Origin of the sequence: Nocardioides sp. YR527, assembly GCF_900101045.1 — a bacterium.
Classification (GTDB): domain Bacteria; phylum Actinomycetota; class Actinomycetes; order Propionibacteriales; family Nocardioidaceae; genus Nocardioides.
Window position 1 is genome coordinate 788,785 of sequence record NZ_FNFN01000003.1, and the last position, 16,534, is coordinate 805,318.

At 69.0% G+C, this 16,534-nt stretch carries 18 protein-coding genes and 1 riboswitch; of the genes, 10 read left to right on the forward strand and 8 right to left on the reverse strand.

Annotation, left to right across the window (positions count from 1 at the left end; translation table 11 throughout):
- The first annotated feature begins 10 nt into the window (after positions 1–10).
- Positions 11–415: an HNH endonuclease gene (locus tag BLT25_RS12360; RefSeq protein WP_091046030.1), complete on the forward strand. Its 405-nt coding sequence runs from the start codon at positions 11–13 to the stop codon at positions 413–415.
- Here BLT25_RS12360 and pdxY read toward each other — a convergent pair whose 3' ends face one another.
- The 4 genes from pdxY to BLT25_RS12380 are packed head-to-tail and all read right to left on the reverse strand — an operon-like array spanning position 416 to position 3,181.
- A complete protein-coding gene (pdxY, locus tag BLT25_RS12365; RefSeq protein WP_091046033.1) occupies positions 416–1,264 on the reverse strand; it encodes a pyridoxal kinase PdxY in 849 nt (282 codons plus the stop codon).
- 23 nt (positions 1,265–1,287) lie between these two features.
- Positions 1,288–1,881 carry a rhomboid family intramembrane serine protease gene (locus BLT25_RS12370; protein WP_091046035.1) on the reverse strand — a complete coding sequence of 198 codons (594 nt, stop codon included), beginning with the start codon at positions 1,879–1,881 and terminating at the stop codon, positions 1,288–1,290.
- Positions 1,882–1,895: 14 nt separating this feature from the next.
- Positions 1,896–2,456 carry a hypothetical protein gene (locus tag BLT25_RS12375; protein WP_091046038.1) on the reverse strand — a complete coding sequence of 187 codons (561 nt, stop codon included), beginning with the start codon at positions 2,454–2,456 and terminating at the stop codon, positions 1,896–1,898.
- A 35-nt stretch (positions 2,457–2,491) separates the two neighbouring features.
- Positions 2,492–3,181 carry a uracil-DNA glycosylase gene (locus BLT25_RS12380; RefSeq protein ID WP_091046040.1) on the reverse strand — a complete coding sequence of 230 codons (690 nt, stop codon included), beginning with the start codon at positions 3,179–3,181 and terminating at the stop codon, positions 2,492–2,494.
- 76 nt (positions 3,182–3,257) lie between these two features.
- Between BLT25_RS12380 and BLT25_RS12385 the strand changes: the two genes are divergently transcribed.
- Positions 3,258–4,256: an LLM class F420-dependent oxidoreductase gene (locus BLT25_RS12385; protein WP_091046042.1), complete on the forward strand. Its 999-nt coding sequence runs from the start codon at positions 3,258–3,260 to the stop codon at positions 4,254–4,256.
- A gap of 64 nt (positions 4,257–4,320) precedes the next feature.
- The gene (locus BLT25_RS12390) at positions 4,321–5,871 is read left to right on the forward strand and encodes an FMN-binding glutamate synthase family protein (protein WP_091046044.1); all 1,551 of its coding nucleotides are present in this window, start codon (positions 4,321–4,323) and stop codon (positions 5,869–5,871) included.
- 113 nt (positions 5,872–5,984) lie between these two features.
- Here the strand turns inward: BLT25_RS12390 and BLT25_RS12395 are convergent, their stop codons facing one another.
- Both BLT25_RS12395 and BLT25_RS12400 read right to left on the reverse strand, forming a co-directional pair.
- Positions 5,985–7,007: a Gfo/Idh/MocA family protein gene (locus BLT25_RS12395; protein ID WP_091046046.1), complete on the reverse strand. Its 1,023-nt coding sequence runs from the start codon at positions 7,005–7,007 to the stop codon at positions 5,985–5,987.
- Positions 7,008–7,034: 27 nt separating this feature from the next.
- Positions 7,035–8,477, reverse strand: a complete 1,443-nt coding sequence (locus BLT25_RS12400; protein ID WP_091046048.1) for an alpha,alpha-trehalose-phosphate synthase (UDP-forming) — start codon at positions 8,475–8,477, stop codon at positions 7,035–7,037.
- 155 nt (positions 8,478–8,632) lie between these two features.
- Here BLT25_RS12400 and BLT25_RS12405 point away from each other — a divergent pair, with 155 nt between their 5' ends.
- The 7 genes from BLT25_RS12405 to thrC all read left to right on the forward strand — a co-directional run bounded on the left by BLT25_RS12405 (position 8,633) and on the right by thrC (position 15,938).
- Positions 8,633–8,929, forward strand: coding sequence for a DUF3263 domain-containing protein (locus BLT25_RS12405; protein ID WP_091046051.1), 297 nt, complete (start codon positions 8,633–8,635; stop codon positions 8,927–8,929).
- A complete protein-coding gene (locus tag BLT25_RS12410; RefSeq protein ID WP_091046053.1) occupies positions 8,930–9,448 on the forward strand; it encodes a LytR C-terminal domain-containing protein in 519 nt (172 codons plus the stop codon).
- Positions 9,449–9,540: 92 nt separating this feature from the next.
- The gene (gene otsB / locus BLT25_RS12415; RefSeq protein ID WP_091046056.1) at positions 9,541–10,395 is read left to right on the forward strand and encodes a trehalose-phosphatase; all 855 of its coding nucleotides are present in this window, start codon (positions 9,541–9,543) and stop codon (positions 10,393–10,395) included.
- 167 nt (positions 10,396–10,562) lie between these two features.
- On the forward strand, positions 10,563–12,887 hold the full coding sequence (gene lon, locus BLT25_RS12420; protein ID WP_091046057.1) for an endopeptidase La: 2,325 nt from the start codon (positions 10,563–10,565) through the stop codon (positions 12,885–12,887).
- A gap of 68 nt (positions 12,888–12,955) precedes the next feature.
- Positions 12,956–13,507, forward strand: a complete 552-nt coding sequence (locus BLT25_RS12425; RefSeq protein WP_091046060.1) for an isochorismatase family protein — start codon at positions 12,956–12,958, stop codon at positions 13,505–13,507.
- Positions 13,504–14,415 (forward strand): GlxA family transcriptional regulator, encoded by a 912-nt coding sequence (locus BLT25_RS12430; RefSeq protein WP_091046063.1) that lies wholly within the window; start codon positions 13,504–13,506, stop codon positions 14,413–14,415. Before BLT25_RS12425 ends, BLT25_RS12430 begins: the two co-directional genes overlap by 4 nt.
- An 80-nt stretch (positions 14,416–14,495) precedes the next feature.
- Positions 14,496–14,634: riboswitch (SAM riboswitch) on the forward strand.
- Positions 14,635–14,645: 11 nt separating this feature from the next.
- Entirely contained in the window at positions 14,646–15,938 is a 1,293-nt protein-coding gene (gene thrC, locus BLT25_RS12435; RefSeq protein WP_091046066.1) for a threonine synthase, read from the forward strand.
- 78 nt (positions 15,939–16,016) lie between these two features.
- Here the strand turns inward: thrC and BLT25_RS12440 are convergent, their stop codons facing one another.
- Together BLT25_RS12440 and BLT25_RS12445 are read right to left on the reverse strand one after the other, a co-directional pair.
- Positions 16,017–16,226 carry a hypothetical protein gene (locus BLT25_RS12440; protein WP_091046069.1) on the reverse strand — a complete coding sequence of 70 codons (210 nt, stop codon included), beginning with the start codon at positions 16,224–16,226 and terminating at the stop codon, positions 16,017–16,019.
- On the reverse strand, positions 16,223–16,522 hold the full coding sequence (locus BLT25_RS12445; RefSeq protein ID WP_091046072.1) for a hypothetical protein: 300 nt from the start codon (positions 16,520–16,522) through the stop codon (positions 16,223–16,225). Before BLT25_RS12445 ends, BLT25_RS12440 begins: the two co-directional genes overlap by 4 nt.
- Positions 16,523–16,534: the final 12 nt, after the last annotated feature.

A 16,534-nucleotide genomic window follows, 5' to 3' on the forward strand; every position in this document is an offset into this window, starting at 1 on the left:
AGTCATTGCCATGACTCGATGCATGGGGTGTGGGCAGGAACTGACCCAGCGCCACCAGAAGATCTATTGCAGCAACGCCTGCCAGATGCGGGTCAAGCAGAAGCGCATGGTCGAGGAGTGGCTGGCGACGGGGACAGGCAAGGCTCTCAGCAAGCGGCGCCACTGCATCCGCGACTATGTCCTGCAGCAGCAAGAAGGCCTTTGCGCGATCTGTGTGATCCGAGCGGAGTGGAACGGCCTGGAACTCGCTTTCGTGCTTGATCACATCGACGGCGATGCCTCGAACAACCGCCGCGATAACCTTCGGCTCCTGTGCCCGAACTGCGACAGCCAGCTCCCGACGTACAAGGCCAAGAACCGGGGGAGCGGCAGGGCCTGGCGCCGGCAGAGATACGCCGACGGCAAGTCCTACTGATCAGCGGAGCTGGGTGACCTCGTACGTCGTCGGCGGGTTGGCGATGTCGTCCTGGGAGGCGATGAGCTCGAGCTCGCGGCGACCCGACTTCAGCGTCCGGTCGAGGATGGCGAAGAGGGTGTTGGCGGTGCGGCCCAGCGCGGCCGGGGTGGAGCCGGTCGAGAGCAGGTGGGAGAGGTAGACCGCGGCGGTGACGTCGCCGCCGCCGTTGGGGGAGATCGGGAGCAGCGGAGTGGTGACCGACCAGGCACCCTCGTCGGAGACCGCGACCAGGTCTATGTGGGTGGGGTCCTTGGTGATCACCGAGGTGACGAGCACGTTCGACGGGCCGGACTCGCGGACGATGTCGACCGCGGCGAGCACCTCCTGGAGCGTGTCGGTGGTCTCGACGCCGGCGAGGAAGTTGAGCTCGAAGTGGTTGGGCGTGATGACGTCGGCGGCGGGCACGACCTGGTCGCGCATGAACTCCGGGATGCCCTCACGGACGAACATCCCGCGCCCGACGTCGCCCATCACCGGGTCGCAGCAGTAGAGGGCCCGCGGGTTGAGCGCCTTCACGCGGCGTACGGAATCCAGGACGATCGCGCCGACGGCCGGGTCGCCCTGGTAGCCGGACAGGACCGCGGAGACGGTGGAGAGACCGTCGCGCTCGGAGATCCCCTCGATGACCTCGGCGACCTGGTCGGCGGCCACGACCGGTCCACGCCACGCGCCGTAGCCGGTGTGGTTGGAGAAGTTGACCGTGAGCACGGGCCAGACCTCGTGACCGAGGCGCTGGATCGGGAAGACTGCCGCCGAGTTGCCGACGTAGCCGAAGGCCACGTGCGACTGGATGGAGAGGATCTGCATGCAGCCAGTCTCCATCAGCTGGCTCAGGCAGCCTTCTTCCGGGGCGGGTCGTTGAGCAGCCAGGCCGCCAGCGCGCCGCCGATCGCGCCGAAGAGGTGGCCCTGCCAGGAGACGCCGGTCTGCCCGGGGAGTACGCCGAGCAGCAGGCTGCCCCAGACCAGGAAGATGAGCACGCCGATGACGATCTGGCCGACGCGGTGGTTGAACAGCCCGCGCAGGATCAGGTAGACCAGCCAGCCGAAGATCAGCATCGAGGTGCCGGCGGTGATGCTGCCCGGGGGCGACATCAGCCAGACGCCGACTCCTCCGACCACCCAGATGATGAGCGTCGCCACGATCCCGCGGCCGACGCCCGAGGCGAGCACCAGGAAGCTGAGAACGAGCGCGAACAGGGTGTTGCCGTAGAGGTGGGCCCAGCCGAAGTGGAGCACCGGGGCGAACACGATGCCGAGCAGGCCGGCGTCGGTGCGCGGCTGGATGCCGAGCGAGTCGAGCTGGTGTCCGCTGATGTAGTCGGTGGCCTCGAGCACCCACAGCAGCGCGACGAAGCCGAGCGACCACATGCCGGCCCGAATCCAGTCGGCGCGTTGGGGGCGCGTGGGAGAGTCCTGGCTCACGCCTGAAATCTTACCTACCGCTCCACAGCGGCGAGCCGTTGCTCGAGACTCTCGTAGAGGTAGGGGACGGCGGCCGGATGCGGTCCGGTCTCGTAGAGCTCGGTGGCGAGCCTCCGGGGAGACTCCCCGGTGTGGTCGGCCGCCCAGGTGCTGCCACCCCCGGTGATCCGCCCGCCGTCGAGGGGAAGCACCGCCTCGGCCGCCAGTGCGACCCAGCGTCCACCGCCGTCCTCGAGCCAGGCCACCGGAACGGCGTACGCCTCGCCCTCGGTCATGTCGGCGTCGAGGTCGATCCCGCGGCCGATCTGGTGGGCTCCCTGCCGGCTCCACAGGATGGTCGTGACCTCGAGCCGGTCGGCGTCGTCAGGGTCAGGGGTGCCCAGGACGAGGTGGTCGGCGAAGGTCGCCCAGTCGCGTACGTCCGTCGCGGGGAACTCCGGAGGCCCGGCCCGCTCCAGCAGGATCCGTCCGCCGATCACGGCTGCCCAGGTCGCCAGCAGGACGACGACGATGGTCCCGGCGATCTTGAGCCGGCGTGAGACCGCCAGCGTCGGTCCGGTCGCGTTCTCGCCCACCTGACCCCCGTTTCAACGTGCCGATGAGGCCGATCCTAATCGGGAAGGGACCAGTCGACCGGGGAACCGCCCTGCTCGACCAGGAGGGCGTTGGCGCGGGAGAACGGCCGGGATCCGAAGAACCCCCGGCGTGCGGAGAGCGGCGAGGGGTGGACGGACTTGATCGCGGGGACCCCGTTGAGCCGCGGCTCGAGATTCTGCGCGTGCCTGCCCCACAGGATCGCCACCAGCGGTCCGCCGCGACGGCCGAGTACGTCGATCGCTCGCCCGGTGACGTCCTCCCAGCCCTTCTTCGAGTGGGATGCGGGAGCTCCGGGGCGCACCGTCAGCGAGGTGTTGAGCAGCATCACCCCGCGGTCGGCCCAGGTCGAGAGGTCGCCGTGCTCGGGCACCTTCAGGTCGAGGTCGGTGGTCAGCTCGGCGTAGATGTTCTTCAGCGACGCCGGCAGGGGACGTACGTTCTTCTCGACCGCGAAGCTGAGCCCGATCGGGTGTCCGATGGTCGGGTAGGGGTCCTGGCCGACGATCAGGACGCGCACGTCCCGGAGCGGTCGCCGGAAGGCGTTGAAGATGCGGTCGCCGTCGGGAAGATAGGGACGCCTGGCCGCCAGCTCGTCGCGCAGGAAGCGGCCCATCTGCTCGATCTGCGGTTCGGCCGGCGCCAGCGCCTCGGCCCAGTCGGCTGCCATCAGGCCCTTGTCCACGAGTCCTGCCAGTGCGCTCATAAATGATGAGGGTATCGGCTGGGACCGACGGTTAAGTTGTCCGTGGCACTCAGGTTGGACTCATCAAGGAGTAGACATGAAGTTCGGTTTCTTCGTCCCGCAGGGATGGCGCTTCGACCTCGTCGGGATCGACCCGGCGGACCAGTGGACGACGATGAAGGACTTGGCGATCCACGCCGACTCCGGGCCCTGGGAGAGCATCTGGGTCTACGACCATTTCCACACCACACCCGAGCCGTCCGACCAGGCGACCCACGAGGCCTGGTCGCTGATGGCGGGTATGGGCGCGGTGACGTCGCGGGTGCGCCTCGGGCAGATGTGCTCGTGCATGTCCTACCGAAACCCGGCCTACCTGGCGAAGGTCGCCGCCACCGCCGACCACATCAGCGGCGGCCGGGTCGAGATGGGCATCGGCGCGGGCTGGTACGAGCACGAGTGGCGGGCCTACGGCTACGGCTTCCCCGCGGCGCGTGACCGCCTCGGGATGCTCCGCGAGGGCGTCCAGATCTTCCAGCAGGCCTGGACCAAGGGCGTCTCGTCGCTGGACGGGAAGTACTACCAGGTCGACGGCGCCATCTGTCAGCCGCTGCCGCTCCAGCAGGGCCGTTCCGGCATCCCGCTGTGGATCGCCGGCGGCGGCGAGAAGGTGACCCTCAAGATCGCGGCGCAGTACGCCGACTACACCAACTTCCTCGGTGACCCGGAGACCTTCAAGGCGAAGTCCGACATCCTGCGCGGCCACTGCGAGAGCCTCGGGCGCGACTTCGCGGAGATCACCCGCTCGTCGAACTTCAACGTGCTGCTCGGGGAGAACGACGCCGAGGTCGCCGAGAAGGTCAAGGCCTGGGAGGCGCGGCTGGTGCCGCACCTGGGCGCGGCCAGGGCGGCCGAGGTCGTCAACGGCGCCGTCGAGGGACCGACCTCCCTGGTCGGCACCCCGGACCAGGCCGTGGAGAAGCTCAAGGTCGTGGAAGAGCTCGGGATGACGTACGCCATCGGCTACTTCGCCGACGCCGCCTACGACCGCTCCTCCATCGAGCTCTTCGAGTCGCAGGTCATCCCCGAGCTCGCCTGAGCGACGCCCGGCGACACCGTCGCGGACTTTTACAACGAGGTGGCCGCCCGGTAGGAAGACGTACATGAAGATGACGACCCTCCTCGGGGGAGTGGCAGTTGCCGCCGGCGTGGTCGCCGCGCGTGACCTGACCCAGCGCAAGCACGCGATCCTGCGGAACTTCCCGGTGATCGGGCACGCGCGGTACCTGATGGAGAAGATCGGGCCGGAGCTGCGGCAGTACATCGTCGCCGACAACGACGAGGAGCGGCCCTTCAGCCGCGACCAGCGGCGCTGGGTCTACGCCTCGGCCAAGGAGCAGAACAACTACTTCGGCTTCGGCACCGACAACGACATCGAGCACACCCAGGGCCACATCCACATCAAGCACCGTACGTTCGCCGACTCCCTGCCCGACGACCACGACCCGGCTGCCAAGCTCCCGTCGGCGAAGGTGCTCGGAGCGCCGCGCGGGCGCGCGAAGGCGTTCCGGCCGGAGTCGATCGTCAACATCTCGGCGATGTCGTTCGGGTCGCTGTCCGGGCCGGCGATCAAGGCGCTCAACCTGGGTGCACGCCGGGCCGGGGCGATGCACAACACCGGTGAGGGCGGCATCTCGCCCTACCACCTGGAAGGCGGCGCGGATCTGGTGATGCAGGTCGGCACCGCCTACTTCGGGTGCCGGAACGCCGACGGCACCTTCTCGATCGATCGGCTCAAGGAGCGGGTCGCCACCGCGCCGGTCAAGGCGATCGAGATCAAGCTCTCGCAGGGCGCCAAGCCCGGCCTCGGTGGACTGCTGCCGGCGGCCAAGGTGACCCCGGAGATCGCCGAGATCCGCGGCATCGAGCTCGGCAAGGACTGTGCCTCGCCGTCTCGGCACTCCGCCTTCCACGACGTCGACTCGATGCTCGACTTCGTCGAGAAGATCGCCGCCGAGACCGGGGTACCGGTCGGCATCAAGTCGGCGGTCGGTGAGATGGAGTTCTGGCAGGAGCTCGCCGGCCAGATGCGGTCGGGGGAGCGGGGCGTCGACTTCATCACCGTCGACGGCAGCGAGGGTGGCACCGGTGCCGCGCCGCTGATCTTCTCCGACGCGGTCGCGATGCCGTACCGGATCGGCTTCTCGCGGGTCTACGGCACGTTCGCAGAGCTCGGCCTGACCGACTCGGTCACCTTCATCGGGTCGGCGAAGCTCGGCCTTCCGGAGAACGCCGCCGTCGCCTTCGCGCTCGGTGCCGACATGATCAACGTCGGCCGCGAGGCGATGATGTCGATCGGCTGCATCCAGGCTCAGAAGTGCCATGACGACACCTGTCCGACCGGCGTCGCCACGCAGAGCAAGTGGCTCTCCGGCGGTCTCGACCCGCTGGACAAGGGCGATCGCTGTGCCAGCTATCTCAGGACCCTGCGCAGGGAGCTGACGAAGGTCTCCGCCGCCGTCGGCGTCGCCCACCCCGGCCTCCTCACGCCGCACGACATCGAGGTCATGAACGGCGACTACGAGTCACGCACCCTCGCCGGCGTCTACGGCTACAAGGACCACTGGGGCGCCCTCGGCCCCGATGTGGCCCGCGAGCTCCTCGCGGTCGTGCAACCGCACCGCACGTTCAACGAGAAGCCGGCCACCGCCTGAGAGCCGAGGCGTCACCCCCGCAGGCCGAGACGTCACTCGCGTCGGCCGAGTTGGCGCCCGATGCCGACTCGACCGACGCAGCTGACGTCTCGGCCTGCGGGGGTGACTTCTCGTCAGGCCTCGGTGGCGTAGCGGGCGCCGATGGACTCGCGGATCATGTCCATCTGGCGCATCAGGCTGAGCGTCTGGCTGTGGGGCACCAGCGGGGACTCCAGGAGGCCCTCGCGCAGGCAGCGCTGCACCTCGACGATCTCGTTGCCGTACGCAGCGCCGATGACGGGCTCGTCGCCGACGATCTCGACGGGCTCGTCACCGTTGGCGGGCTTGAAGACCGCCGAGGACGGGTGGTGGAAGTCGGTCAGCTCGATGCGGCCCTGGTCGGTGGCGATGGCGGCCGAGCGTGAGGAGTAGGAGGTGACCGAGGAGACCATGGTGGAGAGCTCGTTGCCGGCGTACTTCCCGGTCATCACCAGGTCGAGGTCGAAGGTGGCGCCGTCGGCACCCTCGCCGAGGTTGGCCTGAGCGGTCAGCGCTCGGGCCTCGCCGAAGAGCAGGTGGGCGAAGGTGAGCGGGTAGATGCCCATGTCGAGCAGCGCGCTGGCGCCGAGGGCGGGGTCGAGGAGGCGCTGGTTCTGCTCGGGGTCGGCGACGAAGCCGAGCTCGGCGTGTACGTGACGGGGGACCCCGAAGCGGCCCGACTTCACGTCGGTGACGAGGCGCCGGATGATCGGGTTGGTCGCCATCCACATGGCCTCCATGAGGAACAGCTTCTTGGAGGTGGCCAGGTCGACCATCGTCTGCGAGTCGGCGGCGTTGAGGGTCAGCGCCTTCTCGCACAGCACGTGCTTGCCGGCGTTGAGCACGAGGGTGGCGTGCTCGAGGTGGTGGGAGTGGGGGGAGGCGATGTAGACGACGTCGACGCCCTCGTCCGCGGCCAGCTCCTCATAGGAGCCGTGCGTGCGGACCGGGCCGTGTGTCTCGTACTCCTTCGCGAACGTGTCCGCGGACTCCTTGCTGCGTGAGCCGACGGCCACGAGGCGACCGTCGGGGACGAGCATCAGATCGGTGGCTAGGGAGTGGGCGATCCGGCCGGTGCCGAGAATTCCCCACCTGATCGGGTCAGAGTTGGTGGTCACGCCTCGACTCTAGCCACCTGGGAGGGTCTAGTGGGCGTTGGGCGGGAGCACGTTCTTGGTGTGGCTCCCCTCCACGGCGGCGAGCTCCTCGAGGAAGGTGTCGGCCCAGTGGCGTACGTCCTTGGAGGCGACCTGCTTGCGCATGGCCCTCATCCGCCGGGTCAGCTCCTTCGGCTCGGCCTGGTAGGCCTCGAGCAGCGCGGCCTTCATGCCGTTGATGTCGTAGGGGTTCACGAGCCATGCCTGGCGCAGCTCCTCGGCCGCTCCGGCGAACTCGGAGAGCACGAGGGCGCCGTCGTTGTCGTAGCGGCAGGCGACGTACTCCTTCGCGACCAGGTTCATGCCGTCGCGGTAGGGGGTGACGACCATGATGTCGGCGGCGCGGTAGAGCGCGGCCATCTCCGCTCGGGGGAGCGAGGTGTGGAGGTAGGAGATCGCGGGGCGGCCGATGCGGCCGAGATCGCCGTTGAGGCGGCCTACGAGGCGGTCGATGTCGTCGCGCAGCTTGCGGTACTGCTCGACGCGCTCGCGCGAGGGCACCGCCACTTGGACGAAGATCGCGTCCTCGACGTCGAGCTCGGTGTCGCGGATCATCTCGCCGTAGGCACGCAGCCGGGCGTAGATGCCCTTGGTGTAGTCGAGCCGGTCGACGCCGAGCAGGATCTTCTTCGGGTCGCCGAGCTGCTGGCGGATCTCCTTGGCACGCTGATTGATGGCCTCGTCGTGGGCCATCTCGTCGAAACCGACGAAGTCGATCGAGATCGGGAAGGCGGCCGCGTGCACGGTGCGCCCGTCGGGGAGATAGACCAGGTCACGGTGGGTCTTGTGGCCGACGCGCTGACGCACCAGGCGGACGAAGTTCTGGGCCGCCTGGGGGAGCTGGAAGCCGACGAGGTCGGCGCCGAGGAGGCCCTCGAGGAGCTGGCGGCGCCAGGGGACCTGCTGGAAGAGCTCGGCCGGAGGGAACGGGATGTGCAGGTAGAAACCGATGCGCAGGTCGGGGCGGAGCTCGCGCAGCATCTGCGGGACCAGCTGGAGCTGGTAGTCCTGGACCCAGACTGTCGCGCCCTTCGCGGCGACCTCGGCGCACTTCTCGGCGAACCGCTGGTTGACGCGCTGGTAGCCGTCCCACCACTCGCGGTGGAACTCCGGCTTGGCCACGACGTCGTGGTAGAGCGGCCACAAGGTGCCGTTGGAGAAGCCCTCGTAGTGCTCCTGGATGTCCTCGGCGGTCATCGTCATCGGCAGCAGGTGGAGCCCGTCGTCCTCGAACGGCTCGAGGTCCTCGTCGGTGCCGCCGGGCCAGCCGATCCAGACGCCGTCGTTGGCGCGCAGGACGGGCTCGAGGGCGCTGACCAGGCCTCCGGGGGAGCGTCGCCACGCTTTCGTGCCGTCCGGCATCTCCACTCGATCGACGGGGAGCCGATTGGCCACGATTACCAGGTCAGCCTGCACATCTCCGACTCTAATGGACCGGGGCCAGGTTCGGCGCGGTGTCGTTCCGCCAGTGACTTCCGGCCCCGAACGGAATACCTGTCGAGTAACACGCCGACAGGGTGAACCACAGCGGTGTAGTTCGGCGCGTTAGGGTGTGGTCAGATGCAGACGACACCGGGGGACGAGGAATGAGCGCTGTCAACGTGCAGGTCACAGGCCCAGGCGAGGACCCCGCGAGCCTCAGCGAGCGTGACAAGCAGATCCTCGACTTCGAGCGTCAGTGGTGGAAGTACGCCGGCGCCAAGGAAGCCGCTGTGCGCGAGGCGTTCAACATGTCCGCCACCCGTTACTACCAGGTGCTCAACGCTCTCATCGACAAGCCGGAGGCCCTCGAGGCCGACCCCCTGCTGGTACGCCGCCTGCGTCGGCTCCGCGCGGCCCGGCAGCGTCAGCGCTCGGCGAGACGGCTCGGTTTCGAGGTCTGAATGACCGGCTGCGTACGTCCTTCGAAGGGTGAGCGTGGCGTTGCGCTCCCCACACCCGTCATCGCGCTGAGCGTGGTGACCATCGTCGTTGCCGTGATCATCTTCTGGATCACCGGTGGCGACGGAGACGAGGGCAAGGAGATCGCCCAAGCCGGCGGCAGCCCCTCCGTCTCGGCATCGGCTTCACCGAAGCCGGCCAAGACCGAGGAGAAGAAGCCGGCCAAGGCGGAGCCGTCGCCCGTCGACCGGGCCAAGGTCAGCGTCGAGGTCTACAACCAGTCCAACATCGGCGGCCTTGCCGGCGACGTCGCGGCGAAGGCGACCACGGTCGGCTGGAACGTCGTCGGCGAGGACAACTGGATGGGATCCGTCCCGGAGAACACCGTCTACTTCCCCGCTGAGATGAAGCGCGAGGGCCAGCAGCTCGCCGATGACCTCGGCATCAAACGCACCCATGTGTCGGTCGAAGGCTCGATGAAGGGCGACCGGTTGACGGTGGTTCTGACCGGGGCTCTCTGAGGCTTTCCGGTCGTTCTCGACGGTGTGTGATCTGCCACACGGCTGTGCCCTCCCGGTCGGCTGCGAGGTGGTTGCCGTGTCACAGTTGAGGCATGGCCGAACTCCAGCCTGACGGCACCGCAGGAGAGCAGAAGTACGACGCGATCGCGGCTGCTGCCGCCGAGACCCTCGTCGGTCTGGACTTCGACGGGACGCTCTCCCCGATCGTGGAGGACCCGGCTTCGGCTCGCATCCATCCGGACGCGGCGGCGGTCCTGATCGCGCTCGCGCCCCACGTCAAGGCGCTGGCTATCGTCACCGGCCGACCCGCCGGCCAGGTCGTCGAGCTGGGCGGACTGGCCGCGATCGCCGACGCGCTGGCGGAGCTGGGCAAGGAGCTGTACGTGTTCGGGCAGTACGGCAACGAGCGCTGGAGCGGCGCCGACCGGGTCGTCGTCGGCCCGCCGCCGCCCGAGGGGCTGGCCGCCTTCGAGGCGGCGCTGCCTGGCGTGCTGGAGGCGAACGGCGCGGGCGAGGCCTACATCGAGGAGAAGGGTCTCGCCGTCGGCGTCCACACCCGCCGGTTCCCCGACCCGGACGGCGTCGCCGCGCGCCTGCTCCCGCCGCTGACGTCGCTGGCCGCGGAGCATGGGCTGATGATCGAGCCCGGCAAGCAGGTCATCGAGGTGCGCGCCCCCGGCATGCACAAGGGCCACGCGATCGACACGCTGATCTCGGAGGTCTCGCCCGGCGCGATCCTGTTCGGCGGTGACGACCTGGGCGACATCGAGGCGTTCGAGGCCGTCAGGGCCTGGGGAATGACCACCGGGTCGGCGACGCTGCTCGTCTACTCCCACGCCGGGCCCGACCGTGGTCCGCTCGCGGATCTTGCCGATCTCGAGGTCCAGGGGCCGGACGGCGTGCTGGAGCTGTTGCAGCGGCTGACGGCCGACGCGGCGGCGGTGTAACACGTCGTTCGTAGGACTACTCGCCCTATGAGAACGACCGGATAGTCGGTGTAACAGCGTGTTACACCTCGCGCCGTCCGCTGACAGCGAACACGATAACCGGAGGGAACATCCGGTTGCCCCCAGAAGTTGAGCGGGTATCACTCAACTTTCTAGGAGGGTCCGCAATGGACAAGCTTCCTGTGCTGTTCGTCTCGGATGCCGTGGTCCTGCCGGGGATGGTCGTGCCGATCGAGCTCGACGAGGCCGCGCAGGCCGCGATCGACGCCGCTCGGGCCGGCTCGGAGAGCCGGCTGCTGGTCGCGCCGCGGCTGGGGGACCGGTATGCGACGTACGGTGCTGTGGCCACGATCGAGCGTGTCGGCCGGTTCCGGGGCGGTGAGCCCGCGGCGGTGCTGAGGGCCGTCGGCCGCGCGAAGATCGGCTCCGGCGTGACCGGGCCCGGCGCAGCGCTGTGGGTCGAGGTCGAGACGGCCGAGGAGACCACGACGGAGCACGCGAAGGAGCTGGCCGAGGAGTACAAGCGGCTGGTGGTCGCGGTGCTGCAGCGCCGCGAGGCCTGGCCGGTCATCGACCAGGTCAACCGGCTCACCGAGCCGTCCGAGATCGCCGACACCGCCGGCTACGCGCCCTACCTCGACGACGAGGCCAAGCGTGAGCTGCTGGAGACGCCGTCGGTCGAGGAGCGCCTCGAGAAGGTGATCGCCTGGGCCAAGGACCACATCGCGGAGTCCGAGGTCACCGACAAGATCGCCGAGGATGTACGCGAGGGCATGGAGAAGACGCAGCGGGAGTTCCTGCTGCGCCAGCAGCTCGCCGCGATTCGCAAGGAGCTCGGCGAGGGCGAGCCCGAGGGGTCCGACGACTACCGGGCCCGGGTCGAGGCAGCCGACCTGCCCGAGGCCGTACGCGAGGCCGCGCTGCGAGAGGTCGACAAGCTCGAGCGTGGTTCCGAGCAGAACCCGGAGACCGCTTGGATCCGCACCTGGCTGGACACGGTGCTGGAGCTGCCGTGGGGCGTGGTCACCTCGGACTCGACCGACGTGGTCGCCGCTCGCGAGGTGCTCGACGCCGACCACCACGGCCTCGAGGAGGTCAAGGACCGGATCGTCGAGTACCTGGCGGTGCGGACCCGACGTGCCGAGCGCGGCCTGCAGGTCATCGGTGGCCGAGGATCGGGCGCCGTGGTGCTCCTCGCCGGCCCGCCGGGAGTCGGCAAGACCTCGCTCGGTGAGTCGGTCGCGCGTTCGCTCGGACGGAAGTTCGTCCGGGTCGCGCTGGGCGGTGTCCGCGACGAGGCCGAGATCCGCGGTCACCGGCGCACCTACGTCGGCGCGCTCCCGGGCCGGATCGTGCGGGCCATCAAGGAGGCCGGCTCGATGAACCCGGTCGTGCTCCTCGACGAGGTCGACAAGGTCGGCTCCGACTACCGGGGCGACCCGGCCGCCGCCCTGCTCGAGGTGCTCGACCCGGCGCAGAACCACACCTTCCGCGACCACTACCTCGAGCTCGACCTGGACCTCTCCGACGTCCTGTTCATCGCGACGGCCAACGTCGTGGAGCAGATCCCGAGCGCGCTGCTGGACCGGATGGAGCTGGTCACCATCGACGGCTACACCGAGGACGACAAGGTCGCCATCGCCCGCGACTTCCTGCTGCCCCGGCAGCTCGAGCGCGCCGCGGTGACCGCGGAGGAGGTCACGGTCTCCGACGACGCCCTGCGTGAGCTGGCCGCCAATTACACCCGCGAGGCGGGCGTACGTCAGCTCGAGCGGCTCCTCGCCAAGGCGCTGCGCAAGGCGGCGACACGTTTGGCCACCGGGACCGAGCACGTCGATGTCGACCTGGACAACCTCAAGGACCTGGTCGGACGGCCGAGGTTCACGCCGGAGTCGGTGGAGCGTACGTCGGTCCCGGGTGTCGCCACCGGACTGGCCGTCACCGGTTTGGGCGGGGACGTCCTCTTCATCGAGGCGTCCGCGGCCGACGGGCAGACCGGCCTGAACATCACCGGCCAGCTCGGTGAGGTGATGAAGGAGTCCGCGCAGATCGCGCTCTCCTTCGTCCGATCGCACGCGGCCGAGCTGGGTGTGGACCCGGCCGTGCTCGACCGATCGCTGCACGTCCACGTGCCGGCTGGTGCGGTGCCGAAGGACGGTCCGAGCGCCGGCATCACCATGGTCACCGCGCTCACCTCGCTCGCGACCGGGCGCCCGGTGCGCGGCGAGGTCGGGATGACCGGTGAGGTCTCGCTCTCCGGCCGGGTGCTGCCCATCGGCGGCCTCAAGCAGAAGCTGCTCGCCGCCCAGCGGGCCGGCCTGACCGAGGTCTTCGTGCCGCAGCGCAACGAGCCCGACCTGGACGAGGTGCCCGAGGAGGTGAAGCAGGCGCTGAAGATCAACCTGGTGAGCGATGTCCGAGATGTCGTACGCGGTGCCCTGGCGCCCGCCCAGGGTGGTGCCGCCACCGAGAACTCGGTAGCTGCTGCCTGACCGGATCGTTCCGGATGCTGCCCGCTTGATGCCTCGTGCGTCGAGCGGGCAGCTCGCACACTGGAAGCATGAGCAACCGAGCCCTTCTCGTCATCGACATCCAGGAGTCCTTCCGTCAGCTGGAGGCCTGGCCCCAGACCCTCCACCCCGACATCGCCGAGCGGGCCGAGAGGCTGGTGAGCCTCGCGCGCGCCGCGGGCGACCTGGTCGTCTGGGTGCTGCACACCGAGCCCGGCAGCGGCAACGCCTTCGACCCGGCCTCCGGTCACGTGCGCTACCTCGACGGGCTCAGTGGTCCGAAGCCGGGCGAGGTCGAGGTCCGCAAGACCTCCCACAACGCCTTCACCACGACCAACCTGCAGCAGGTCCTGACCGAGCGCGGGATCACCGAGCTCGTGGTGTCCGGGATCCGCGCCGAGCAGTGTGTCGAGACCACCGCCCGGGTCGGGTCCGACCTCGGCTTCCGGGTCACCTACGTCGCCGACGCGGTCACCACCGAGCCGCTGGGCGGGCTGTCGGCCGAAGAGGTCGTCGAGCGTACGAAACTCGTGCTCAGCGGCCGGTTCGCCGAGATCGCGACCATTGCCGACTTGGAGGCCGTGACAGCATCTGTGGCATGAGCGCCGTCGTGTTCGTGCTGCTGCCCGGCGTACATCTGCTCGACCTCGCCGGGCCGGCGCAGGCGTTCCACACCGCGGGCAACCTGGGGCACCCCTACGACCTCGTCTACGTCGCGGGTGCCGAGCCGGGGGAGGTGCTCTCGGCACAGGGGCTGCCTCTGGCGGCCCGCGGGGAGTGGCCCGATCTCGACCCCGGCGACCTGCTCCTGGTGCCGGGCTGGCGGGCGGCGTACGACCTCGTCGCCGGGCCCCGGCTCAGCCGCGAGACCGCCGAGCGGCTGTGTGCCCACCATGCGGCCGGGGGCGAGGTGGCGAGCGTCTGCGCCGGCGCTGACGCCCTTGGCCAGGCAGGTCTCCTCGACGGACGCCGCTGCACCACCCATCACGACCTCCAGGACGCGCTGTCCCGGCGCTATCCGAAGGCCCGGGTGGTGCGCGACGTACTCTTCACCAGCGATGACCGGATCGTGACTTCGGCCGGTATCGCCAGCGGCATCGACCTGAGCCTTCATCTCCTCGCGATGCGCCACGGACCGGCGCTGGCGGCCCGGGTGGCCCGCGACATGGTCGTCTATGCGCGGCGCAACGGCGACCAGCCGCAGGAGAGCGTCCTGCTGCGCCACCGGAACCATCTCGATGACACCGTCCACCACGTGCAGGATGTCATCGACACCCGGTTCGCCGAGCCGCTCCCGCTCGCCGGCCTCGCCGAGGGGGCGGGCGTGAGCGAGCGCACCCTGACCCGCGCCTTCGTGAGCGCGACGGGTCTCACGCCGCTCCGCTACCAGCAGGCTCTTCGCCGCGAGCGCGCCGACCACCTGCTCGCTGCGGGCACCACCATGGAGACGGCCGCCCGTGCGGTGGGGTTCGATGACGCCCGCATGCTGCGGCGTCTCCGTGCTCGCTGACTGTCCATATCGTGGACGTTGGGTCCGCGGAGTGGAACCCGGGTGTGTTTGGCGGTTGATACCTGCCGTACGATCGCTACTGCTCATCGAGAGGGACTGAGGGAACGGCCCAGTGAAGTCCCGGCAACCGACCGCGAGCCTCCTCCCATGCCAGGGCGGGTAGCGGAGCAGGTGCTAATTCCGGCCCGGCGCGAGAGACGTGATCGGGGAAGATGAGGAGGAGGTTTCTCATGAGCGCTGTGACATCGGAGCCCTACGGCACGACCACCGAGAAGAAGGGTCTGCGCGAGGGTGCGTTCGGCAACGCCTCGGCCCTGTCGTGCCGGGAGTGCGGCAACCAGGTCGAGCTCGGACCGCATTACGCCTGTCCGGAGTGTTTCGGGCCACTGGAGGTGGCCTATGACTTCCCGGCCGTGACCCGCGAGGAGATCGAGGCCGGACCCCGCAACATCTGGCGCTACAAGGCGCTGCTGCCGGTGCCCGACGACATCGAGCAGAGCCCCAACACCGAGCCCGGCTTCACCCGGCTCCTGGACGCGAAGAACCTCGCCAAGGAGCTCGGCATCGAGAAGATCTGGGTGAAGGACGACTCGACCAACCCGACCAACTCCTTCAAGGACCGCGTGGTCGCCTGTGCGCTGAGCGCCGCCCGCGAGCTCGACGCCAAGGTCTTCGCCTGCCCGAGCACCGGCAACCTGGCCAACGCGGTGGCAGCGGCTGGAGCGCGGGCCGGCATCCCGACCGCGGTCTTCATCCCGAGCAACCTCGAGCAGCCCAAGCAGGTCAACTCGGCCGTCTTCACCGACAACCTGATCGCCGTCGACGGCAACTACGACGACGTCAACAAGCTCGCCCAGGAGATCGCCGCGGAAGAGGACGGCTGGGCGTTCGTGAACGTCAACGTACGTCCCTTCTACGCCGAGGGCTCCAAGACGCTCGGCTTCGAGATCGCCGAGCAGCTCGGCTGGCGCCTGCCCGACCAGATCGTCATCCCGGTGGCCTCCGGATCCCAGCTGACCAAGGTCGACAAGGCCTTCAAGGAGCTGATCAAGCTCGGTCTGGTCGAGGAGAAGCCCTACCGGATCTTCGGCGCCCAGGCGACCGGCTGCAACCCGGTCGCGACCGCGTTCAAGGCCGGCGTCGACGCCATCCGCCCGGTCAAGCCCGACACGATCGCCAAGTCGCTGGCCATCGGCAACCCTGCCGACGGCATCTACGTCCTCGACGCCACCCGCTCCTCCGGCGGCGCCGTCGAGGAGGTCACCGACGACGAGATCCGCGCTGCGATCGTGCTCCTGGCCCGCACCGAGGGCATCTTCACCGAGACCGCCGGCGGCACCACCCTCGCGGTCACCAAGAAGCTCGTCGAGACCGGCGCCCTCGACCCGAGCCTGGAGACGGTGATCATCAACACCGGCCACGGCCTCAAGACGCTCGACGCGATCAGCGGCATCGTCGGCCCCCGCGCCACCATCGCCCCCAACTACGACGCCTTCGAGGATGCCGGGCTCTCCCAGGCCTGACGACTCCTCGGCCACTACATCAGTGGGCCTGACCTTGTGAATCGTTCACAAGGTCAGGCCCACTGATGTAGTGGTGCATCAATCATTCAGTCGTCGGCACTCGCCGGCGACGCAGGCCAAGCCGTTGCGCAACGACAGCGTCGGTTCGGCGTGTTCCGCGAGATCTACCGTGTAGCTCTCCACCGTGCGCCCGCGCACCGCATCGAGTCGATACACCCGGGTGCCGACCGCGTCGCGGTCGGCGACGAGCTGGAGGTAGGTGTCGTAGACGGAGGCGAGGAGCTTCACGTACGCATCCTCGATCCTGACCACGCGTGAGGACCCGGCGCACCAGACCGCCCTGTGGGTTGGCCTGTGCTGTCGGCGTCAGCGGTGTAGAGGAAGTCACCGGCAAGAGCGATTGGATCCCTCTGGAATGCGAACGACTCGGTGCGCACGACCGTGCCGGTGGCGACGTCGACGATCATGAGGCGCCGGTACGTGACCTCGTCGCGGATTCCGACATAGCGGTCCTGCTCGATCAGCCAGGGCATCCCAGAGGTGAAGTGCAAGTCCCACCACAAGTCGGTGCCGGTGACGATCACACCACCGTTGGC